Annotated in this window: 22 protein-coding genes and 1 tRNA gene; 4 read left to right on the plus strand and 19 right to left on the minus strand. The window is 36.3% G+C overall.

Features of this window, described 5'->3' with window-relative positions; translation table 11 throughout:
* Positions 1-251 precede the first annotated feature (251 nt).
* The 3 genes from EVJ48_09025 to EVJ48_09035 all read right to left on the minus strand — a co-directional run bounded on the left by EVJ48_09025 (position 252) and on the right by EVJ48_09035 (position 2,039).
* Positions 252-1,280 (minus strand): site-specific integrase, encoded by a 1,029-nt coding sequence (locus EVJ48_09025; protein ID RZV37360.1) that lies wholly within the window; start codon positions 1,278-1,280, stop codon positions 252-254.
* A 166-nt stretch (positions 1,281-1,446) separates the two neighbouring features.
* Positions 1,447-1,522, minus strand: a tRNA-His gene (locus EVJ48_09030).
* 85 nt (positions 1,523-1,607) lie between these two features.
* The gene (locus tag EVJ48_09035) at positions 1,608-2,039 is read right to left on the minus strand and encodes a DoxX family membrane protein (protein RZV37361.1); all 432 of its coding nucleotides are present in this window, start codon (positions 2,037-2,039) and stop codon (positions 1,608-1,610) included.
* A 190-nt stretch (positions 2,040-2,229) separates the two neighbouring features.
* Here EVJ48_09035 and EVJ48_09040 point away from each other — a divergent pair, with 190 nt between their 5' ends.
* From EVJ48_09040 to EVJ48_09050, 3 genes are all read left to right on the plus strand, one after another.
* Complete coding sequence (locus EVJ48_09040; protein ID RZV37362.1) at positions 2,230-2,595, plus strand: ATP-dependent DNA ligase; 366 nt, start codon at positions 2,230-2,232, stop codon at positions 2,593-2,595.
* 64 nt (positions 2,596-2,659) lie between these two features.
* Positions 2,660-3,817, plus strand: a complete 1,158-nt coding sequence (tal, locus tag EVJ48_09045; GenBank protein RZV37363.1) for a transaldolase — start codon at positions 2,660-2,662, stop codon at positions 3,815-3,817.
* Positions 3,818-3,889: 72 nt separating this feature from the next.
* Entirely contained in the window at positions 3,890-5,827 is a 1,938-nt protein-coding gene (locus tag EVJ48_09050; protein ID RZV37364.1) for a transketolase, read from the plus strand.
* 63 nt (positions 5,828-5,890) lie between these two features.
* On the opposite strand, the gene zwf is transcribed toward EVJ48_09050, so the two are convergent.
* The 12 genes from zwf to EVJ48_09110 form a co-directional block, all read right to left on the minus strand.
* Positions 5,891-7,393 carry a glucose-6-phosphate dehydrogenase gene (zwf, locus tag EVJ48_09055; protein RZV37365.1) on the minus strand — a complete coding sequence of 501 codons (1,503 nt, stop codon included), beginning with the start codon at positions 7,391-7,393 and terminating at the stop codon, positions 5,891-5,893.
* Positions 7,394-7,493: 100 nt separating this feature from the next.
* The gene (locus EVJ48_09060; protein RZV37366.1) at positions 7,494-8,120 is read right to left on the minus strand and encodes a cyclase family protein; all 627 of its coding nucleotides are present in this window, start codon (positions 8,118-8,120) and stop codon (positions 7,494-7,496) included.
* 47 nt (positions 8,121-8,167) lie between these two features.
* Positions 8,168-9,058 (minus strand): decarboxylating 6-phosphogluconate dehydrogenase, encoded by an 891-nt coding sequence (gnd, locus tag EVJ48_09065; protein ID RZV37367.1) that lies wholly within the window; start codon positions 9,056-9,058, stop codon positions 8,168-8,170.
* Positions 9,059-9,129: 71 nt separating this feature from the next.
* On the minus strand, positions 9,130-9,912 hold the full coding sequence (locus EVJ48_09070) for a slipin family protein (GenBank protein RZV37368.1): 783 nt from the start codon (positions 9,910-9,912) through the stop codon (positions 9,130-9,132).
* A gap of 92 nt (positions 9,913-10,004) precedes the next feature.
* Positions 10,005-10,454 carry a hypothetical protein gene (locus EVJ48_09075; protein RZV37369.1) on the minus strand — a complete coding sequence of 150 codons (450 nt, stop codon included), beginning with the start codon at positions 10,452-10,454 and terminating at the stop codon, positions 10,005-10,007.
* Between the two features lie 46 nt (positions 10,455-10,500).
* A complete protein-coding gene (locus tag EVJ48_09080; GenBank protein RZV37370.1) occupies positions 10,501-11,235 on the minus strand; it encodes a uracil-DNA glycosylase in 735 nt (244 codons plus the stop codon).
* 47 nt (positions 11,236-11,282) lie between these two features.
* Positions 11,283-11,900 (minus strand): hypothetical protein, encoded by a 618-nt coding sequence (locus tag EVJ48_09085; GenBank protein RZV37371.1) that lies wholly within the window; start codon positions 11,898-11,900, stop codon positions 11,283-11,285.
* Between the two features lie 23 nt (positions 11,901-11,923).
* On the minus strand, positions 11,924-13,927 hold the full coding sequence (locus tag EVJ48_09090) for an indolepyruvate ferredoxin oxidoreductase subunit alpha (protein ID RZV37372.1): 2,004 nt from the start codon (positions 13,925-13,927) through the stop codon (positions 11,924-11,926).
* Positions 13,928-13,944: 17 nt separating this feature from the next.
* On the minus strand, positions 13,945-14,667 hold the full coding sequence (locus tag EVJ48_09095) for a hypothetical protein (protein ID RZV37373.1): 723 nt from the start codon (positions 14,665-14,667) through the stop codon (positions 13,945-13,947).
* A 25-nt stretch (positions 14,668-14,692) separates the two neighbouring features.
* The gene (locus EVJ48_09100) at positions 14,693-15,328 is read right to left on the minus strand and encodes a 5,10-methylenetetrahydrofolate reductase (GenBank protein RZV37374.1); all 636 of its coding nucleotides are present in this window, start codon (positions 15,326-15,328) and stop codon (positions 14,693-14,695) included.
* Positions 15,329-15,355: 27 nt separating this feature from the next.
* On the minus strand, positions 15,356-16,465 hold the full coding sequence (locus EVJ48_09105; GenBank protein RZV37375.1) for a trypsin-like serine protease: 1,110 nt from the start codon (positions 16,463-16,465) through the stop codon (positions 15,356-15,358).
* Positions 16,443-17,672 (minus strand): hypothetical protein, encoded by a 1,230-nt coding sequence (locus EVJ48_09110; protein RZV37376.1) that lies wholly within the window; start codon positions 17,670-17,672, stop codon positions 16,443-16,445. The genes EVJ48_09105 and EVJ48_09110 overlap by 23 nt, the downstream gene beginning before the upstream one ends.
* Positions 17,673-17,834: 162 nt before the next feature.
* On the opposite strand from EVJ48_09110, the gene EVJ48_09115 reads away from it, so the two are divergent.
* Positions 17,835-18,773, plus strand: a complete 939-nt coding sequence (locus EVJ48_09115) for a hypothetical protein (protein ID RZV37377.1) — start codon at positions 17,835-17,837, stop codon at positions 18,771-18,773.
* A gap of 2 nt (positions 18,774-18,775) precedes the next feature.
* Here the strand turns inward: EVJ48_09115 and EVJ48_09120 are convergent, their stop codons facing one another.
* From EVJ48_09120 to EVJ48_09135, 4 genes are all read right to left on the minus strand, one after another.
* A complete protein-coding gene (locus EVJ48_09120) occupies positions 18,776-20,107 on the minus strand; it encodes a (Fe-S)-binding protein (GenBank protein ID RZV37378.1) in 1,332 nt (443 codons plus the stop codon).
* A 52-nt stretch (positions 20,108-20,159) separates the two neighbouring features.
* Entirely contained in the window at positions 20,160-21,536 is a 1,377-nt protein-coding gene (locus EVJ48_09125) for an FAD-binding protein (GenBank protein ID RZV37379.1), read from the minus strand.
* A 128-nt stretch (positions 21,537-21,664) separates the two neighbouring features.
* On the minus strand, positions 21,665-22,309 hold the full coding sequence (locus tag EVJ48_09130) for a non-canonical purine NTP pyrophosphatase (protein RZV37380.1): 645 nt from the start codon (positions 22,307-22,309) through the stop codon (positions 21,665-21,667).
* A gap of 226 nt (positions 22,310-22,535) precedes the next feature.
* Positions 22,536-23,252, minus strand: a complete 717-nt coding sequence (locus EVJ48_09135; GenBank protein RZV37381.1) for a PHP domain-containing protein — start codon at positions 23,250-23,252, stop codon at positions 22,536-22,538.
* Between the last annotated feature and the right edge of the window lie 110 nt (positions 23,253-23,362).

Genomic DNA, 23,362 nt, shown 5'->3' on the forward strand with positions numbered 1-23,362 from the left:
GGGCAAAGGGGGTGATGAAGGTTGATTGCGATTATTAATAAAACGTATTAAAAGCAAAATAATAATACAAAGATATTATGACAAATTAAAAGTTAAATTCAATAGACAAATTAAAAGTTGACAACAAGATTTTTTATTTTTTTATCCAACACAGATAATTTTGCGGTTATTTTATCCTTTTTTAATCGGACTTATCATCAACAGCTTTCTTAAAGTCTCCTAAAATATATACTGCTTAGGAAATTCCTTATCTACTTCCGCCATACGTCATTAACCGCTTTTTTCAGCGTACTTGGCACTAAATGGCTATACCTTTTTGTCATCTGAGTCGTCCGGTGACCCAACAGTTCCCCTGTAATATAAAGTGACGTGCCGTTCATAACCATTTTACTTGCAAAGACGTGGCGCAAGTCGTGGATGCGTAAGTCTTTTAATCCGGCATTACGACAGGCTGTATGAAAAGACTTTTTAAAATCGGTTATTTTTTTACCTGTTTTATCGCAAAAAACGTGTTCCGATTTTTTGTCTATATTGCTTAATAGTTCTTTTAACGGTTTAGACGCTGGAATATATCTGTCGTACTTTGTTTTTGTACCTTTAATAGCGATGATATCGTTCTGTAAATCCACATCATCCCACTTTAAATTCAATGTCTCGCCCTTCCTGCAACCCGTATAAATTAAAAATGTAATGATGTCTCTCGTAAGTTTATTTGTAGCACCGTTTATTAACTTCTTTATGTCACCGTCGGATAAAGTCTTAAGCCTTTTAAGTTCATTAAGTTTTTTTATTTTAGCCGCGGGATTTTTCTCGGCATATCCTCTTTCTATACAAAAATTAAAGAAGTTAGAAATTATTATAATTTCATAATTAGCCGACCTAAAATTTATCTCAGATTCTTTTTTGTTTTTATTTTTTTCTAAAGATATCAGTTCTAATTTTCTTTCAATTTGATAATTTTTAATGTCAAGCGGCATTATTGTGGTTAATATTTTGTTTTTAAAAGATGGAAGAAAATGTTTTGCGGCAATAATTTTACGCTCTATGGCTTTTTCGGAATTCCCGTTATTTTTCAAATAATTTTCCCAAGCAGTTTCAAATAAAAGATTTTTATTTTGGTTCGTAGGAAGGCTATGCTCTCTTTTAATTATGTCGTTTTTAACTGATATTTCAATCTGTTCGGCAAGTTTTTTATCGGTTGTTCGACAACTTTTCCGGTATCTTTTTCCTTCGTAAACGAAGTCATAAAAGTAATATTTGCCGTTTTTTACGATTGACATTGCATACCTCCATATTTTACATGCATTTTAAGCATATGAAGATATTATATCACCTATGTGAAAATCTCGCCATAAAAAAGACAAAAATGGGTAAAAAATGGTCTTATTTGATTAAATATGATAAGTGCTTAAAACGGAAAAAGCTTATGAAATATGCGGTTTTAAGTGGGGTGGATGACAGGTTTTGAACCTGCGACCACCGGAGTCACAATCCGGGGCTCTACCAGCTGAGCTACATCCACCGTGAATAAGAATAGAATATATTGTATTATTTTATCAAATTTTAGATTAAATTGAAATATATTTTTTTGATTTGATTTATTATGCTTAAAACAAAGCGTCGATACCGAGCGTTTTTCCCGAATCCGTAAATATAATAATTAATTCGCATACTATAAACGTCAGATTTATGCCTAATTCCGAGGGGCTGATCCAGTACATTGCAAGCAGATAGTTTAAATTCAGAAATATTGCTATAAGAGCGGCAAATCTTGTAAGAAAGCCCGCCGTTAAAAAAATGCCTGCGAATAATTCGCCCATAATTATTAAAATAGCGAATAAGAATGCATTTGGAACGGCGACCCTGCTTAAAAATATGCCGTAAAACCATAAAGGGTCGTGATTTGCAAAATATGCTAATTTAACATGAAAATTTGAGAAAAATTCAGGATTTACCTTAAAGTGCACCGCATAAAGAAAAAACAGTCCTATGTATATTCTTAAAAAAGCATTCCAAATATTTGAATTTTTTGCCGCCATTTTTAATTTTTATATATATTAAAATATATTTTAATTGTTAATTTGTACCATTATAATATAAAATAATTAAAAATAAAATTGTAAAATTTTTAGCAAATATTTTCTGTTTCGTATATTTTCGGTATATTATAACGACTGTTTTATGATATAATTTAATCGTAATGTTCTATTTAAATATTTCATAATTAATATGATTTTTGTAGTTCACGAACATCATGCAAGCCATCTTCACTGGGATTTAAGGATAGAAGAAAACGGTATGCTGACTTCTTTTGCTTTGCCTAAAGAACCGCCGTTAGAATCCGGCAAAAAAAATCTATCTATAAAAGTAGAAGATCATCCTCTTGCTTATGCAAATTTTGAAGGCACTATACCGGAAGGTCATTACGGAGCCGGCAAGGTAAAGATTTGGGACAAGGGCGAATATACTCTTGTTAAGAAAGATAAAAAGAAATATGTTCTGGATTTTAACGGACATAAACTTAAAGGGGAATACACGCTCTTAAAATTCGACAAAGCCGGTGCAGACAACTGGTTGTTTTTTAAAAATCACTAAAAAATTTTAAAAATTATTAAATTTTACATAAAACATCAATATATCAATATAGGAGGATAGCGCAATGAATGTAGATTTAGTCGTTTCTAAGAACGATAATTTTAAAAAAATGCTGTCATACGGACAAAGTCCATGGCTAGATAATATTTCAAGATGCATGATAGATTCGGGCGACCTTGAAAAATTAGTTAAAAACGGCGTTATTACAGGCATAACGTCAAATCCTTCCATATTTGAAAAATCGATTAATTCGGGAAAATGCGGCTATCCCGAAAAGATTAAAAAACTTGCGGCGGATAAATTAACTCCGTTTGAAATATACGATACCATAACAAGGGAAGATATAAAATCTGCGGCTCAAATACTTAAACCGGTTTACGAAAAATCCGGCGGCAAGGACGGATTCGTGAGCATAGAAGTTTCTCCGGATATAGCAACCGACGCCAAGACTTCGACGGAAGAAACTCTTAGGATTTTTTCGCTTATAAACGAAAAAAACATTCTTATTAAAATACCGGCTACTAAAGAAGGATTGGAAATTATACCCGCTCTTATAGCTAAGGGAATCAATATTAACGTTACTTTGATGTTTTCTTTAAAACATTATATAGACGTAGCCAATGCTTATATAAAAGGATTAAAAACGGCTTATGCCAACGGCTATAATTTATCCGGCATACATTCGGTCGCAAGCATTTTTATCAGCAGGGTAGATACTATGGTCGATAAAACGATTAACGATTTAATTAACGTCGAAGCGGCAAGCAATACCGCAAAAAAAGAGAAACTTGCCGGTTTAATCGGAAAAGCCGGAGTTGCAAATTCTAAAATAATTTTTAATAAATTTAACGAAATTTTTAACGGCGGCGATTTTTCGGCATTAAAATCTAAGGGCGCAAATCCTCAAAGACTCTTGTTTGCAAGTACCAGCACAAAAAACCCGTCATATTACGATTTGAAATACGTCGAGCCGTTCATAGGCAAAGATACCGTAAACACTTTGCCGGACGAAACTATAGAGCATATTGCCGACCACGGTAATATAATGCCGGATACGGCTTCATTAGAGTTTGACGAATCGTTGAAAATAGTTAACGAACTTATGGAATTAGGAATTGATTTAAATAAGGTCGGAGATAAACTTCAAAACGACGGAGTAAAATCTTTTGAAGATGCTTACGAAAAACTTTTGCAATCGATAAAAAACACTGCGGGGATTTAAATATATTGATTGCCATTTTTTCGTAATAATTTAAAATTTTTAATGTTAATATTTTAAAAAGAGGTAAATATAATGGATTTAAAAAGAAATTTTGAAGCGGATAAACTTGGCGAGAACGAATTAAAAATTTTAAAGGATTTTACTAAAAAATGCCGCGGCGACATTTTAAAAATGACTACTATTGCATCTTCCGGACATCCGGGCGGTTCTATGTCGTCGATAGATATTTATGCAGTATTGTACGGTTTTTGCAATATAGACCCTAAAAATCCATTTAAACCCGAAAGAGACCGTATCATAGTAAGTCATGGACATACTTCGCCGGGCGTTTATTCCGCTCTTGGAAATTACGGATTCTTTGACGTCGAAGATGCAATTATATCTTTTAGGACAGCAGGCTATCCGTTTGAAGGACATATAGAAAAAACCGTGCCGGGAGTAGAATGGGATACAGGCAACCTTGGGCAGGGTCTTTCAGCGGCATGCGCATTTGCTTTAGCCTCCAAACTTCATGGATACGATAATCATGTTTATTGCGTTATGGGCGACGGAGAGCAGGCTAAAGGTCAAATAGGCGAAGCAAGAAGATTTGCGGTTAAATATAAATTGAATAACCTTACCGTAATCGTCGATAAAAACGGACTTCAAATAGGCGGTAAAACAGTTGACGTTATGCCCGATAATATCGAAGAAAATTTTAAAGCCGACGGATTTCACGTTATAACGATAAACGGGCATGATTTTAACGAAATTTACGCAGCTATAAAACAGTCGCATTCAATAAATTCTCCCGTTGCTATAATAGCTAACACCGTTATGGGAAAAGGCGTTTCCTTTATGGAAAACCAAGCTAAATTTCACGGAGCTACTTTAAATATCGAAGACTGTAAAAAAGCCCTTGCGGAGTTAGGCGAAAAAGATGATTTAGATGAAATTATAGCTAAAAAGAAAGCAGGTTTTAGCATAAAACCTCTTTCTAAAAGAAATAATAATTTCTTAGTCTTAAAAGACGAAGGAAAGAAAATAGTTTATACCCGCGAAAAGAACACGGATAACCGTTCAGCTTTCGGAAACGCTCTTGCCGATATTGCAAATACTTATAAAGAAAAAAACGGCGAACAAAAAAATCTTCCTTTTGCGGTATTCGACTGCGACTTAGAAGGATCGGTAAAAACCGGAGCATTTAGAAAAGCTTTTCCGGATAATTTTTTTGAATCCGGAATAGAAGAACACAATACGGCGGTAATTTCAGGCGCGCTTTCAACGGATAATATTCTGACTTTTTTTGCTGATTTTGGAGTTTTCGGAGTGGACGAAACATACAACCAGCAAAGATTAAACGATATTAATCATACAAATCTTAAAGTAGTCTGTACGCATTGCGGTATAGACGTCGGCGAAGACGGAAAAACCCACCAATGCATCGACTACTTCGGGCTTCTTAACTCTACTTTCGGATTTAAAGTTATATTGCCTGCAGACCCAAACCAGACTGACAGGGTAACGAGATATATTGCGCAAAATGAAGGAAATTTTGGAGTAATAATGGGAAGGTCTATAATTCCCGTAATACTTGACGAAAACGGCAAACCTTTTTTCGGCGAAAATTATGCATTTAAATACGGCAAAATGGATTTAATCAGAGACGGCAAAGATGTTGCGATAATATCTACGGGCAATATGCTGCCGCATGCTTTAAAAGGCTGGGAAATGCTTAAAAAAGAGGGTATAAGCGCGATGCTTTTAAACGTATCGTGTCCCAGCGACATAGACGTCCAAGACTTAAAACTTGCCGCTAAAACTGGATTAATAGTAACGATAGAAGATCATAACGTTAAAACGGGGGTAGGAACTTCTATCGGTTCAATGCTGGCAGAAAACGGAATATCCGTAAAATTTAGAAAAATGGGAGCAAAGTTTTACAGTTCATCGGGCAAACCGGAAGATTTATACAAACTCGCAGGTTTATCCCCCGAAGACCTATATAATTTCGTTAAAAAAGAAATATAAAACACGGTGACGGTGACGGAATTCAATTCTGCCACCGTCACAATTTTACATAAGAGGCTTTTTTTACGCTATATTATTCCATTCCCTGCCGTCCGCGCTTATAAGTTCGTCTGCCTCTTTCGGCCCCCAGGAACCTGCATCGTAATTTGGAAAAACGGGCGGCTCCATTTTCGACCAGCCGTTCATTATGGACGTAATCAACTGCCATGCTATAAGCATGTCGTCGTATCTTGCAAAAAGAGTCTGGTCTCCAAGTATAACATCGTATATTAGGCGTTCATAAGCATCCGGAGGGGACAGCCTGAAAGACGACTTGTAGTTGAATACCATACAGACAGGTTCTATATCCATAACGAAACCCGGTTTCTTTGCGCCTATATTTATAGATATTCCTTCATTAGGCTGAATCGTTATAATTATAGAGTTCTGCTTTATGTTTTCAATGCCCGCCTTGCTAAATAAACTATATGGAAGTTTTTTAAAATAGACCGCTATTTCCGTTTTATGCGTCTTTAATCTTTTTCCTGCCCTTAAATAGAATGGAACTCCGGCCCATCTATAATTATCGACGTATAGTTTCATAGCCGCATACGTATCGGTAATAGAATTTGCGTTTATCCCTTCTTCTTCCTTGTAGCTTACAACCTGCTTACCGTCGATTACACCCCTGTCATACTGCCCTCTGACGGTATACTTCTTTACGTCGTTAAGACTAAGAGGTCTTACGCTTTTTAATAACTTCACTTTTTCGTTCCTTATGTCGTCGGCATCGAACAAGGCCGGCGGCTCTATGGCTACCAATGAGAGAAGCTGCATCATATGATTCTGCATCATATCTCTGATAGTTCCTGATTTGTCGAAATATCCTGCCCTAAGTCCGACGCCTATCGATTCTAATGCCGATATCTGTACATGGTCTATATATTTATTATTCCAAATAGGTTCAAATATTGCGTTTGAAAACCTGAATGCAAGAATATTCTGGACGGTTTCTTTGCCGAGATAATGGTCTATCCTGTAGATATCTTCCTCTCTGAATACGGTCAATAAATGTTCGTTGAGTTCCTTTGCGCTTTTATAATCATATCCGAAAGGTTTTTCTATTACTATTTTTGAAAAACCGCCGCCTTTAAAGTCTTCCGATATTAAATTACCATTTTTTATACCTTCTATAGCATCGTTATAAACGCTCGGCGGAGTAGAAAGATAATAAACTATATTTTTATCGATTTTATATTCGTTAGATTTAGATGTTATAAATTTACCTAATTCGATATAACTTTCAACCTTATCGTATAAGGAAGGTAAGTAATAAATATGTTTTGAAAAATTTAAAAAGTCGTCTTCGCTTATAGGTCTTTTCCTGCAATGACTGTTTAAGGACGCAAATATAGATTTTCTGAATTCTTCATCGTTCATTTTTGTCCTTGCAAAACCCACTAAAACGAATGATTCGGGAAAAAAACCTTCTTCCCACAAACTATAAAGAGCGGGAAATATTTTTATATGGGCAAGGTCTCCGCTTGCGCCGAAAATTACAATTATAGATGGTTTTAAATCTGCCATTTTTTCTCCGTAAATATATTTATTATTAGTGCAACTAAAATATAACCTATATATACTTCTATATATTATTATTACTTATTGGGGTTAAGTTTTATAATTTTTATTTCTGCAAAATAACTCTTGCGGGAGCGCCGTTAGAATCTTTAATTTTTACGGGAAGAGCCATTAAGTAATAATCGCCTGGTTCTACGCCAAACAGATTAAGTCCCTCTATAATAACGACGCCGGCGCCGAGCAGAGTTTTGTGGGTATCGTGACCTATATGATAACCTTCTACCGAAAGGTAATCGACTCCGACAAGCGCTACTCCTTTTTCAACCATATATTTTGACGCTTCGGGATTTACGTAAACGTAATCTGTGCGGAAGTTTTTATCTCCGCTGTTTATCCACTCCGAATTTTTTGTTTTAAAAAGAAGCCTGTCGCCTTTTTTTATATTCAAAGGCTCTAAAAACTCCTTGTTGATAGGCGAAACTATAGACGGCACTTCTATTACCCTGCAATTACCTATTAAATTATTTATGTCTAATCCGTCTATTCCGATTCCGTCATCGACAAAATGTTTTGGAGCATCTATATGCGTACCGGTATGAACCCCGCAGGTGATTTTACTGTTGTTTGCCGCAGCCCCTTTTTTTATCTGAGAATAATTATCTATCTCTATAACGGGATCACTCGGCCAGTGCAGCATACCGTCCGTTATTTCCATACTTACGTCGATAAACATAATATGACCTCTTTAATTTTATTTTTATTACGATTTTTTACATTTTATTAATGTATAGGATGTCCGCCGAACTGGTGTCTTAAAGCGGCAAGCATTCTTGCGGAAAATGAGTTTTCCTGTCTCGACCTGAAGCGCATAAAAACCGAATCTGCAAGAACTGGAGCAGGAACGGCTCTGTCTATAGCTTCTTGCACAGTCCATCTTCCTTCGCCCGAATCGTCGACGATAGGTTTAAGACCGTTAAGTTCAGGATCTTCCTTAAGTGCGTTATGGGCAAGCTCTAATAGCCATGAGCGAACTACGGAAGCATGATTCCATAAATCTGAAACTTTAGTAAGATCAATATCAAAATCGCTGGCCTTCATAATTTCAAAACCTTCGGCATATGCTTCCATCATACCGTACTCTATGGCGTTATGAACCATCTTAACAAAATGTCCGGCGCCGTGCGGTCCTGTATGCATGTAACCGTTTTCGGGAGCAAGCGTTTTAAATATAGGCTCGCAGTGTTTAAATGTTTCTTCGTCGCCTCCTATCATAGAACAGTATCCGTTTTTTAATCCCCATATGCCGCCGCTTGTACCGCAATCCATAAACTTAATATTTTTATCGGCGCATACTTTTGCCCTTCTTATAGAATCTTTATAGTAGGAATTACCGCCGTCTATAACTATGTCTCCGTTTTGCGTGTATTGCAAAACTTCGTTAAGCATATCGTCCGTAGGCTGTCCTGCCGGAACCATAAGCCAAATTACTCTCGGAGATGTTAACTTAGAAACAAACTCCTTTATGGAATTTGAACCTATAGCGCCTTTGTTTATAGCTATTTCTTCTTTGGATAAGGTTCTGTTGAAAACTACTACTCTATGTCCGCCTTCAAGCAGTCTGAAAACCATATTCATCCCCATCTTTCCAAGGCCTATCATTCCTAATTCCATAATTAATACCTCCTTTAAAATTTTAAAAATTAAAAGTTATTTAATGAGTAAAATAATAATGTAAAATATATTTACGAATTATTATTTTGTTGAGAATTTCCGCTTAAACTTTTACCTACTTCCCTTATAATATCTAACGGTATCGGCATTATCATAGTAGTATTATTAGTAGATGAAATTTCATTCAACGTCTGCAAATATCTCAGCTGAAGAGCCATAGGATTTTCAGCTATAATTTTAGCCGCATCGCTTAGTCTTTGCGCCGCCTGAAATTCTCCGTCGGCGTTAATTATCTTTGCCCTTCTGTCCCTTTCTGCCTCAGCCTGTCTTGCCATAGCTCTTTGCATATCCTGCGGCATATCTATCTGTTTAAGCTCTACGACTGTTACTTTAACGCCCCATGGCCCTGTATGTTTATCGAGTATGTCCTGAATTTCCATATTAATTTTTTCTCTTTCCGATAAAAGTTTATCAAGTTCTCCTTCGCCGCATACGCTTCTTAAAGTGGTCTGCGCAAGCTGAGATACTGCATAATTATAATCGTAGACTTGTACAATTGCATTAAGAGGATCAACTACTTTATAATAGACCACTGCACTTATTTTTAAAGTTACGTTATCTTTCGTAATAACGTCCTGCGGCGGTACATCGAGAGTAATTATCCTTAGGGTCACTCTTACCATTCTGTCTATTACCGGCCAAAGAAGAATTATACCGGGGCCCTTAACTTTTATAGCCCTGCCGAGCCTGAATATTACCGCCCTGTCATATTCCGCTATTATTCTTACAGCATTTAAAATAACGATAATTGCGACTATTATAACGACCGCAAAAAAAATTGCGCTGTCTCCCATTTTATTCTCCTTTTAAATTATAGTTATATAATATTAAATACCTGCTAAAATAGCCGAATTATTATTATATTGACTTTGCTCAAGATTTATATTTAGGTTTCTTCGGGTTTAACTTTAAGTCTCAGCTTTCCGTCAACTTTTACGACGGTAATTTTTTTTCCTTTCAATATAGTATAATCCGAATAAGCAGTCCACAATTCGCCGTTAATTAAAATTTTACCGTCTTTATTAGGATTTACGTCCGAAACTACTTCGCCGGTTTGATTTAACAAAAGAGACTCTCCGGTTTTCACTTTCGATTTATAGGCTTTATATCCGAGATATGCAAAAATTGAGACGAAAACCGTAAGGGTAACGTAAGTAGGAAGGACGATTCTTATGAAAAATATCGGTACGTTATGCACTATATAAAATAGAATTATAGTGCCGATGACGAAAAGTATAGCGCCTGCGCTTGTAAAAACGCCGTAACTCATAGCAAAAAAATCCGTTATAACAAGTATAAATGCTATGATTATTAGAAAATCCGCAAAATAAACCATTAGACCTTTTATTATTAATTTTTATTATATTTATATTATACTACATTTATTTAAAATACAATTCCCTGATTTTTTTCATATCTTCCCATGTCTCTTTTTTTGCCGAAGGGTTTCTAAGTAAATAAGAAGGGTGATAAGTAGGTATCACCGTTATTCCGTCATAATTATAAGTTTTTCCTCTAACCGAAGATATAGAGCCTTTGCCTTCTCCTATAATAAATTCGGTTGAAAATTTTCCCAGAGTGCAGATTATCTCGGGTCTTATGACGGCTATCTGCTCTTTAAGAAAGGGCGCGCATGAAGCTATTTCGTTTTCCATAGGATTTCTGTTTTCAGGAGGTCTGCATTTTATTATATTGGCAATATAAACTTCCTCTCTTTTTAGATTTATGGATTCTATTATCTTTGTAAGAAGCTGACCCGCTCTTCCGACAAAAGGCCTTCCGGTATTATCTTCTTCGGCGCCCGGAGCCTCCCCTATAAACATGAGTCTGCTTTCGGGATTTCCTTCGCCGAAAACTATATTTTTTCTTGTTTTGCTCAATGCGCATTTTATGCATTTATCGACTTTTACTTCACGTAAAAATTCTAACGCTTTCCGTTTATCCGGATATACCGTCTCGTTATTCAAATTTGAACTCATAATATTATCCTGCGTTACAGAGGGAATTTTATTAAAAAAATCGGATATAGAGGAAATAAATACAAAACTTTCTTTATTGCCTGAAACAAAATAATTTATATCTTCAATCAGATTGCTTAATTCGTCTTTTTCTTTCATTTATAATTGCAGTCATTGATAAATAAATATACCGACGTTTAAATGACTTAAAGATTTAATCCTAATGCAAAGGCTTTTAAATTATTTTCGGCTCCTTTACCTTCGGCGAGAACGCTTTCCACGGCAGACCTTTCTATTGGAATATCTGCTTTTGCGAACAGTATGCCTAAAGCGATTATATTTTTTTGCGTTAAAGAATTAAATTCTTCTAACGAAATAGCGTCAATATCGTAATAATATATATGTTTCGTAACTTTTTGCAGTTCCGAAACTATAAAAGATATTTCGGGGTATTTAGTCTTGCCCATTCTTACGCTTATGGGAATATACGGCGTTTTGTTAAAAATAACTATCGAATTTTTGTTTAAATATTTTATGCCTCTCAATGTTTCTAAAGGCTCTAAAGATATTAAGGCATTTGCGCCTCCTGATTCTATCATCGGCGAATGCATATTTTTTCGCGGATTATTCATTTCGGCCGCATTTTCATAAAAAATATATTTTACGAAAGTTTCTACGTAGCCTTCTCTTTGCGCTCCGCCTCTTCTTTCTGAACCGGAAACATCCTGCAAATCCGAATTCAGGGCTGCATTTTTCATCACAGTTCCCATGGTGATAATGCCTTGTCCCCCTAAACCTACTATAGCTATGTTAAATTTTTTCATATTTTATTATTTTATAAAGAAATCTATACTATTGCTTCCGGCAATCCTTTTTTTAATTTAAACTCAGATTTTAAATCAAATTCTACTTTACGTATGGCGCTGTTAGGACATATTTCATAACAGACTCCGCATTTTACGCAAGACGCCGGATCTATATAGTAATAATCGCCGCCGTTATCTTCGTCTTTTTTTAGAATAATCGCAGGACAGGCAAGTTCTACAAAACATTCGCTGCATTTTACGCATCTCGACTTTTGAATCTCATATAAAGATTCTCCTGTTTCCGCTACTTTAGCGTCGTTTTTAAACAAACTTTTATTTCTTCTGATTTCCTGCAAAATACATTCTCTTTTAGCTATTAAAACTTTTACGCCCGGTTCTTTAAGCGCGCTCTTAATTTGGGCGGAAAATCTTTTAACGCTGTTAGGGTCTAAGCTTTTAACGTAAGAAACTCCGAGAGATTTTACCAAATCTTTCAAGTTTAAAACGTTCGCCGAAGGTTTGCCGTCGATATCTTTTTGAGTCGAAGGCGTCTTCTGATGTCCGGTCATAGCAGTCCAACTGTTATCCAGAATAATGTAAAGAATATCCGCTCCGTTTTGAACCGCATTTAGCAGAACGGGAATTCCCGAATGATAAAAAGTGGAATCGCCGACTAAGGCTATTACTTTTTTGTTTTTGTCAAAATTACTTATAGCCTGACCTATACTTAGCCCGGCATTCATGCAGGTTAAAAAATCCATCGCATTATACGGCGGTAAAAGACCAAGGGTATAGCAGCCTATGTCGCCGGCTATTACGACGTCTCTTTCTTTTTCTTCGGTATTTGAAAATCCGACGGCTTTAAGGATAGAATAAAAAGTTGCGCGGTGCGGACATCCTATGCAGAACGTTCCCGACCTTTGGGGTAATTTATCGGACAGTTCCTTATATTTTTTGGAGGCAAAATCAAAAGATGCGGGCAGAGGCTTTTCAAGAAATCTGCTTACTCCGAAAATAACGTCGTCCAATGTAATCTCGCCGGTTTTGCTAAAAAATTCTTTGCCGTATATATTGCCTTTAAAGCCAGTTTCGTAAGCTATTTTTTTAATCTGAAATTCCAAAAAACCTTCTGCTTCTTCTACTACAACTACTTTTTCGAGACCTTCAAAAAATCTTTTAATCAGTTCGTTAGATATAGGAAAAGAAAACCCTAATTTTAATATTTTATGGTCATACACTCCCAATATATCAAAAGCTTCCATTAAATGCGCATAAATAACGCCGGAAGATATAAAGCCTATTTTTGATTGTCCTTCATTAATGATCTTATTAAATTTTGATTCAATAAGATATTTTTTTAATAATTCGTTTCTTTCAAGATATTTGGCATGATTTTTAACCGCAAGGCTAAAAAGATTTAAATAATTTTCGGGGTCTTTTTTAAAATTACCTTTAATATTTTTTCTATCCCTTATATCGCCGAAACGGAGGACTCCCGCGTTATGGCACAAACGGGACGGCGCCATTAAAACGATCCCGAAAGAAAATTCTTCGGACACGTCGAAAGCGTCTTTCGTAAAATCTTTTGCTTCCTGTATATTTGAAGGCTCCATAATCGGCATATAAGTATGGAGGCTGTACCATCTGTCGTCCTGTTCGTTAGAACTGCTCGGCGCTCCGGGGTCTGATCCGATAGCAAGCACTAAGCCTGCTTTTACGCCGGTATAAGCCAAAAACTGCGCGGGTTCGCTTGCAACGTTTAATCCTACGTTTTTCATTGCGCAAAGCGACCTTATGCCCGACCATGAAGCCCCTATCGCTCCGTGTAATGATATATGCTCGTTAAGGCTGAATTCAGTATATAAATTTTCTATGCATTTTTTGTTTTTATCTAAGACGGCTATTATTTCGGAAGCGGGGGTGCCTGGGTACATAGAAGCATATCCTATGCCGGCTTCCAAAGCGCCGCGCGCAATCGCTTCATTTCCTAATACTATAGCTTTATCGCCTTCAGAGCCGTTTACGAATAGATTGCTTTTCGCCATTTTTTTTAATTCTTTCTTTATTTTTTTCGGGTAAAAACATTTGAATTTTCATCCGCAATTTTAATTATAACGCCGTCTAAGCCTAAATTATCTATCGTTTTAATAAAATCTCTTAAAGAACCTTTTATGCTTAATTCTTTAACGTTTAAAAACAATTTTTTATTATTCGACTTTATGTATTTTATTATATTTTCGTCCGGATTTATTCCGCTGTAATTAATAAAAAAACTATCCGCACCTATTTCTATCAGTTTTTTTGTCTTTAAAAAATCGACAGCGGCGGATGCTCCTATTACGGCTCCAAAATTAAATAAATCATGCTTAATATCATTCATCAGTCCTCTTTTCAGCATTAAACCGAGTCCCAAAATATCGATATCATAAACAGGTTTTGCCGATTTAAATTCAGTTTTTAGCGGATGAACTCCTTCAAAAACTATTATGTCTTTTAACCCGAGCTGTTTAATCGTAATCAAATCGGACATGAGGGATATCCTGTTTTTATCTCTCATATTGAAAGCGTATGCCGTTTTTATTTTATACTTTTCTTTTAAATCCCTGCATAATAATAAAGCGTTAAAACCGAAGTTTTGTTCTATAATTATCTGAGGTAAAGAATTATCCGTCCCTGAACCGTTTTGCGGATCATTTTCGACGGCATTTAATAATTTAATTAAATCTTCTTCAAAAACGGAGTAATTTTTGCTAACGGGAGTTTCGATTTGCGGTATAATCTGCATATGTATCGGTTATATTTCTGATAAATTATATTTTTGTTCTTGTAGTAGAATGACCGTAATCTCTTGGTTCAAAAATTTTATTAAGATTGTCTTCTTCCGAATATTTTTTCAACAGTTCGTAAGATTTTACGAATACGCATTCTTTATCTTCGAATACTTCGCAATTATTGCCGTTATGCCCTTCGCAAGGACCGTTTAAAAGGCCTTTGGGGCATAAAGTAATAGTGCAAACTCCTCCGGTAAAATTCAGCCTGCATGAGTCGCATCCTCCGCAAAGAGCGTAATATTCCCCTATGTGTTCCGTCTGCGCTATATACTTGCTGTCCGTTCCGGAAACTACCTTCTTTTGTATGAAATCTCCTATAGTCTGCACGCCGGTTCCGCAGGATAAAACGACTACGGCTTCGGTTTCTTTGAGTTCGTCTTCTACGAAGCGGATATCTTCCTTTAATACCCTTTTGTCGCACGGTTCGTCGATTGATATAGTAAACGTAACCTCTTTGCCCGACGATTCTAAGTGCTTTTTCATTTCCCTCACTTCTCTGCTGCCGCCGGTAAGACATACAGAGGCGCAGGAAGCGCAACCTACGACGCCGATTTTTTTATATTTTTTTAAAGCTTCGTCTATTTCTTTTACATCTTTCTTTTCCGTCAAAAACATTAACTAAACCTCTATTTTATTTATATATCAGGATAAACCCGAAGGGACGCTCGCTAACCTGACTTTAACAAATTTCACTATTTTTCCTCTGTGAATTTTAAGCGTAATAATCTGCCCCGGTAAAAATGAACTTATAAGTTTTTCAAGCCGCGAAAAAGAATAGACTTTTTTGCCGTTTAACCTTGTTATTATATCTCCGCCTATTATGTAATTAATATTTTTCATGGCTATAATTTTTTTGCCGGCAACCAAACCTGCCGTAAAAGCGGGGCTGTTGGGAAATACTTTTTCGATAAGCAAACCTTTATCGACATGTTTTATGCCGAGCAAAACTGCAACGCTCTTAGTTAATTTTATAGCTTCTATACCGAGCCATGGACGAATGACCCTTCCATACTTAATTAACTCAGGTATATCTCTTTTAGCAAGGTTAATAGGAATGGCGAAGCCAATATTCTGAGCGTTGTTAGCAAGTTTTGCCGTGTTTATGCCGATAACGCGGCCGTTATAATCGACGAGCGGACCTCCCGAATTTCCCGGATTAATCGCGGCATCCGTCTGAATTATATTTCCGTAAAATCTAGCCGAAGGAAAAAACAAAGACCGTTTTAAACCGCTTACTATTCCGGTCGTAACGGTCTGATAAAGATTATACGGATTACCTACCGCAATTACTCTTTCGCCTACTCTAATGTCATTTGAATCGCCTAAAGTTAAAGGCTTTATAATTTTACCCGCAGGGTTTATATGTATAACTGCAATATCCGACATAGGGTCGGTTCCTACGACGCTTGCCCTTATATTTATATATTTAAGAAAACTGATAAATATCTTGCCCGCGTTTCCTATAACGTGAAAATTTGTAAGTATATCGCCGTTTTTGTTTATAAAAAACCCCGTGCCTATATCTTCTTCCGGCATGATAGCGCCGTTCTTAAGCCGTGCATAGCCTAAGACTTTTATATGAACGACTCCGGACTTAATTGTGTTAAAAATGCGCTCGACAGAAGAAGTGTCCGAATTATACGCAAATGAATATTTAACTAAAAAACCGCCGCTTATAAATAAATTCAGAATCAATGATAATACGAAAACTAGCAATAATTTATTTAATTTACGCTGCTTCCTGAAATTCATTTTTGACCCCCTTCCATTGTCTTGCCTGATGCATAAATGCTTCAAGCCTGAGCATTAAATTAGTACTCTCCTGTCCGTCGAACCATAAATTTATCCATGGAAAATTATTAAGGTCTTCCCTGAATTTTTTTGATACTATCTGAACTATGGAACCTGGCATACAATGAAAAGGATGAATGCTTATTACGCCCGAATACCCTTTTTTTGCAAAATCTACGGATTCGCCCACTGTAAGAATAGCTTCCCCTCCAAGCGGCAAATCAAGATATTTTTTTGAATAAGAAAGTATATCCTTTATGCTGGTTTCTTTATGGTTTCTGAGCAGTTTTTTGAACGGTTTAAACATGCCCGTTTCGTCTTTTCTCTGGTAATAATTAACCAGAAAACTTAAAAAAATATCTTTGACTTTTCTGTTTCTTAAGGCATTTACTGCATATTCATAGGTAGTAAAGGTTATCCATTTATAAGTCGGCACGACGGAAACTTCGCCTCCGAGAGCTTCGACTTTTTCTATAGTAAAATTGTTGGTAAACTTGTTCAGCCTTAAAAATATTTCGCCGACAATGCCTATTAGCGGTCTGTCTTCATCTTTTCTGGGAATTCTTTCAAATTTTTTGGCGCACGTCGCCATCGTATCGTAAATATCCCTTCCTTTCTCAGTTGCCTCGACGACTATATTTATGCATTCCCTGTAAACGGAAACAGTATCGCCTTTTGTAGTTTCATACGGTCTTACTCTGTATAAAGCTTTTTCTAAGGTATCGACCGCTACGCAACCCTGCCATGCAACTCTTCTAAAAAGAGTGGCTTTTTCGCCTATGAAGTCTGTATAAGATTTTTTAGCGCTCGGCACTAAGAATTCTACATCCGTATAACCTAGATTATCGAGAACCATTTCGTGAAGCCTGTTATATTGACCGAATTTACACGGTCCGGGCGAAGTCGGCATAAAAAAAGCCGATTTTTTTGCATCGAAATCCGGCTTCTCTATAACTTTGATAATATCTCCGGTAGTAACAAAACAGGGCATACATTCGTTTCCGTTGGTGAACTTAAGTCCGAAATCAAGCGTGGACTCGTCCGGCTCGTCCATAACCGCAGAATCGACTCCGCATCTTCTAAATGCGGCGCTTAACGCATATGCCGCATCGGACATATACGGTATATACACTTTTTTATCAAAAATATTAGTGTTTGTATGGTGCATATAAACTCCGAATTAAATATTTTTAACCGTTATATTTGGTTATATTTTTATTACTTTTACTCATTTACATTATAATAGAGCATATAGATAAAGTCAAATCTATTGATATGAGTTTATTTAAACCGTTGCAAATAATCGATACATTTAATAAAATTAAACAATATGAATTTTAAAAAAGTATTAATTATTTATAATCCTAAGTCGGGACGTTTTTCGGAAAAAAAACTATCTTACATATTAAGTTTTTTCAAACTTAAAAATATTTCTGCAGATACTCTTAATATACTGAAAAACTCAATAGAAAAAGAAAATATCGAAAATTCCTACGATGCAGTTTTAGTCGCCGGAGGCGACGGCAGTTTAAACTATGTCATAAATACTTTAGTATATTCGGAAATTCCAATCGCGCATTTACCTATGGGCACGGTTAATCTTTTCGCAATGGAAAATAAAACTCCTCATTCTTTAAAAAAAGCCCTTTCTGATATAATAAATTTATATAAACCCGTTAAAATAGGTTTAGGGCAGGCAAACGAAAGATTCTTTTTTGCCATGACAGGCGTAGGACTTGATGCTTTCGTAGTGAAAAACATGGAAGAAAAAATCAGGAGCAGCAAAAGGAGAATTTATAATAATTCGACGAAATATATAAGTTATATTTTAAATATAATAAAAATGACAAAAAAATACCGATTCTACGATTTATGTATGGAAAAAAATAATGAACAAATTACCTGCGCAAAAGAAATTATCGTTTCAAATATACGGTATTACGGAGGACCTTTTGAAATATTCCCCAATAATTCCCCTTTAGACGATAAATTTCATATAAGGACGGTAAAAAATGCAGCGGGAACTGCCGACGTAATTTTTTCTATCTTAAAATCCTTGATATTTTACAAAAAATATTCAAATAATCCCGATTTTTATATAAAAGATAACGAAGTGACTATAACTTCTACGAACGATTCGACTAATAAATTAATATATTATCAGTGCGACGGGGAACTTGTCGGAACGCTGCCGGTAAAGATAAAAAAGGTCGAAAATGCCTTGACTATGTTAATTAATCCGCGTTACTTTCCGTTGTCTCAGCCATAAAATCATTTTTCGCCTCGTAAACTGCGGGCATAAATACCGATTAAATGGTTTACGGGAATAACTTCGTTATGTTTTACAATTCCGCTCTGATCTTTTAACGAAAATATACATCCTGAGCATGACGTTAATATTTCCTGCGGAGCCGCTTCTTTAATTTCTTCAAATTTTCGTTTAGTAATTTTTTTGGACAAATCGTAATGCCTTACGTTAAACATACCGCCGTTACCGCAGCAATAGTTATATTTCAGCGGTTTTAATTTCAATCCGGCAATTTTATCCGCAATTAAGCCCGGCTCTCCTATTAATTTTTCATAAGCCGTAACCGGTTTAAAATCCGGCATATTTGAAAGATGGCACGGAATATGAAATACCGCTTTCGTTTCTTTATCCAATTTACCTTTTTTTATCTCGATACCGTGTTTTTTAAGTTCATTAAAAAAAGCCCAAATACTGATTAATTTTTTAGAAAAATCCAAAATTTCGGTATAATTTTCTTCGTTTTCATTAAAATACTTGGGATATAGTTTATTAATCGAATATGAACAAGAAGCGCATGACGTTACTATATAATCTAATTTTTTGCCTTTAAAAGCCAAAGCGTTATTGACGGCAAGCTCCTTAAAAGACTTTAAGTCGCCGCTTGATATAAAAGGCAGTCCGCAGCATCCTTGCATTTTGGGAACGAAAACTTCGACTCCGTTTTTGGTCAGAGAGGTTACGGTATCGATGGATATCTGCGAATATATGCCGTTAAAAACGCACCCGCTGAAATATCCGGCTTTAAAAATATTTTTACCGTCCTCATCGGCTGATTGCATTATAACTTGACCGTGCTTAAGAGGCGAAGACTGCGATTTTTCCAGCGAAGTATCGGCATTAAATATAAGGTCTCTCTTTCCGATAAAAGATTTACCTTCCGGTAAGGGCGAATTTCTGCCGGACAATTTTTTAAAAAAAGGAATATTTGCAATTTTTAAAGCGGATTTTAATAAAACTTTTCTTTTATTTTTAAGAATATTTAATGCTAATTTATCTGAAGAAAATCTTTTTCTCCCAAACTCTTCCAGTTTTATTTTTTCGTTCGCGACAAGTTCTGTTATATTAACGTCGTTAGGACACACTTTTTCGCATCTTCCGCATAAAAGACAGGTTGACATAGATTCCATAATCTTGCCGGGTCTTAAAAGAAGGCTGTCGGCATAATCCGTTAAAACTATGCGCACCCTTCCCCTCGGACTTAAAAACTCGTTGAAATCAATATTGTAAGAAGGGCAAACCGGCAGGCATTTTCCGCAGTGAACGCAATTAAGATAGCTTTTATTTTCGGATGGCAATGAAAAAACCTCTTTTTATTTTTATATATTTTCGGAATTATACATTAGGATTTTAGAATATTTTCCCAGGATTAATTATATTATGCGGATCAAAAACTTTTTTAATGTTTTCAAGCAGACTTATATAATATTCGTCGTATTTCAGCTTCATAAATTCTTTTTTTTCAAGTCCTATTCCGTGTTCGCCGGACAAACTTCCGTCCAGTTCGACGGTCTTTTTTAATACGTCGTATTTTGCTTTTCCGCCTTTTTCGACCATTTCGGCGTTGTTTTTATCGAGCATAATATTTACGTGAATGTTGCCGTCTCCGAAATGCCCGAAGTTTATAACGGGAATTTTGTATTTTTTCGAAGTTTCTTCTAAAAAAGCAAGCATATCGGGGATTTTATTTATCGGAACCGCAATATCGTTATTTATTTTAAGGTCTCCGTATTTTCTTAAAGAAGGCGATATGGCTTTCCTTGCATCCATTATCGCTTTTTTATCTTCGCTTTTTTCCGACGCAAAAAGAAAAACAGGAGAAAATCTTTCTAATATGTATTTATACTCGCCGATAGATTTATCGACTTCTTCCTTAGAACCGTCGGCTTCTATAATAAACAGAAAATTACCCGTTATTTTTATTATATCGCTTTTAAAAATACTTTTGACGGATTCGATGGAAGATTTATCCATAAATTCTAACATCGACGGTCTGTTCCTCAGCTTCAAAAGAGAAATAGCGGCGTTAAATCCGTCGTTAATATCGTTGAACGACACTAAAATCAGCGAATTTGCTTCCGGTTTCGATAAAATTTTAAGCGTAATTTTTGAAAAAAGACCGAGCGTGCCTTCCGAACCGGTAAAAAGCTGAGTAAGATTGTATCCCGAAACGTTTTTGACCGTTTTTGAGCCGGTATAGATAATTTCGCCTTCTCCGGTTATAACCTCCAGCGCAGCGACGTAATCTTTGGTAACGCCATATTTTACGGCGGAAGGTCCTCCGGAACTCTCGGCGACGTTGCCGCCGATAGTCGAAAACTCGTAGCTTGCGGGGTCCGGCGGATAAAAGTATCCCTTTTCGGAAAGGTAAGACTTAAGGTCGGCATTTATAATGCCCGGTTCGACGGTAACGAACATATTCTCTTCGTCTAATTCCAAAATCCTATTCATTTTCGTAAACGAAACCACGACGCCGCCTTTTAAAGGCAGGCTCCCGCCCGAAAATCCGCTTCCCGAACCCCTTCCGACGATAGGAGTATTATTATATTTTAAACACAATTTAACTATTTTGGATATTTCTTCCCCGTTAAGCGGAAATACAACGACTTCAGGCATAAAATCCTTAGACGTAGCGTCATAGGAATAACACAAAAGTTCCTCGGTTTCCGACAAAACCCTGTCTTTTCCCAACATCATTTCAAATTCATTTATAAGTTTTTTATCCATATAGTTCGATAAATATTATACCGCCTCTCATGCGAAGATTGTTTCGCCTTGACGACGAAACAATCTGTTCTCTTCATCGCTTCGAATTTGTGACGGTAACAGAATCTAATTCAGTCGCCGCGCTTATTTTAAGATCGCCGATTTTTTATCGCCTCTGCGACTTTTCCGAAAGCAGCCGCTCTATGCGATATTGCGTTTTTTTCCTCCGCGCCTATCTGCGCCGCCGTTTTATTAAACTGAGGCACTATAAAAACAGGGTCGTAGCCGAAACCCTTCGTCCCGCTTATTTCTTCCGCAATTAAACCTTTTAATTCTCCGTAAAAATACTCGAAACTATTTTTTTTTACATCGTAAAGACAAGCATAGCAGACAAATTTAGCGCGCCTGTTTTCCGCGCATTCCTTTTTAAACTCCATGCCGTTAAGAAGTTTCTCTATGTTCGCAATATCGGAGGCATTTTCGCCCGCATACCTTGCCGTAAAAAGCCCAGGAGCGCCCTCTAAGCACTCGACCTCAAGCCCCGAATCCTCGCCGACTATAAAATCAAGATTCAATTCCGTCCTTAACTCCGGATTTTCTTCCAAAAATTTCAGGTAGCCCTCAACCTTAATTTTTGCGTTTTCTTCGTAAGTTTCGCGGTCTTCGACTATCTCAACCCGATAACTTTTATCCAAATAAACTAAATTTAAACTTAAATCGGCAAATTTCCCCATTATAACTTCAATTTCTTGAAACTTATGGGCATTGCCCGTAGCTATAAGAACATTTGACATAAATTTATTATTCTCAACAATTAAATTATTTATAGACAGTGTATTTTTACTGCTATAAGTTTTACTTTATCAAATATTTAGAATTTATTCAATTTTCAGGAATTTATATTTCAGCTATGCTATAATGGAATAAAGATTTTTAGATAAAGGTGAGTCATACCTAAATCTCAAAGATTTGCCGCCTGAAATTAACCGAGACAATTTATAGTTTTACAACGATATCTCTTTATGCGGCGTCTTTGCCGCCGTCCTTATTTCCGAAGAAATAAAAATAAAAAGATTTTGCGGACTGAACGGTATTGAGTTTAAACTCCTGAAAGGAATAATGGTTGAAATGAGCGGTGGTTCTCTTTTCCTTTATCTGCGACTTTAAATCTAAGGCTGTTTTTCCGTAAAAACCGGTATAGCCCTTGCCTATAAAATCGCTTCTGTGGGCGTCGCTTACTCCAAGCTGAGGAAGCCCGATGGACACGTTTGCCAAAGAAGCTGCCGCATTGGAAAAAATAGAAAAAGTGCTGGAATTATTAATAACTTCTATTGCATCGAAATCTAATTCGTATAAAATTTTTCTTACCGGCTGATATCCTTTTTCCGCGTAAGAAACGAAATAATAAGGATGGGGGGCAATTGCCAGCCCCCCTTGCGAGTGTATTTCGTCTATCGTTTCCTGAGCCGTCTTACCGGGTATTATCTTGTTTTCTAAAAAAAGACCTACTATATGTCCGTTTTTAGTAGATACCTCTTCGCCGATAATAACGTCGACTTCTAAAAAACTATTTTTTAACGCATATTCTTTAGCCTTAAATGCACCTTTAATCCTGTTGTGGTCTGTGACGGCAATTACGTTAAGTTTTCCCGCCGCCGCCTCGACAATATCTTCCGGTGAATTATTTCCGTCGCTGTAGCTTGTATGTATGTGCGTATCAGCTTTTGAATATTTCATTGCATCAGTCGTTTAAGTTAAACGAAATTTTAATCATTTTTTTGCGATATATTTTTATTATATCATATAAAATTTAAAATTAAGCTTTATGCGTCGCCGCTGATGCCGCA

It is taken from the genome of Candidatus Acidulodesulfobacterium acidiphilum (assembly GCA_008534395.1).
In the GTDB taxonomy this organism is placed as follows: Bacteria; SZUA-79; SZUA-79; order Acidulodesulfobacterales; family Acidulodesulfobacteraceae; genus Acidulodesulfobacterium_A; species Acidulodesulfobacterium_A acidiphilum.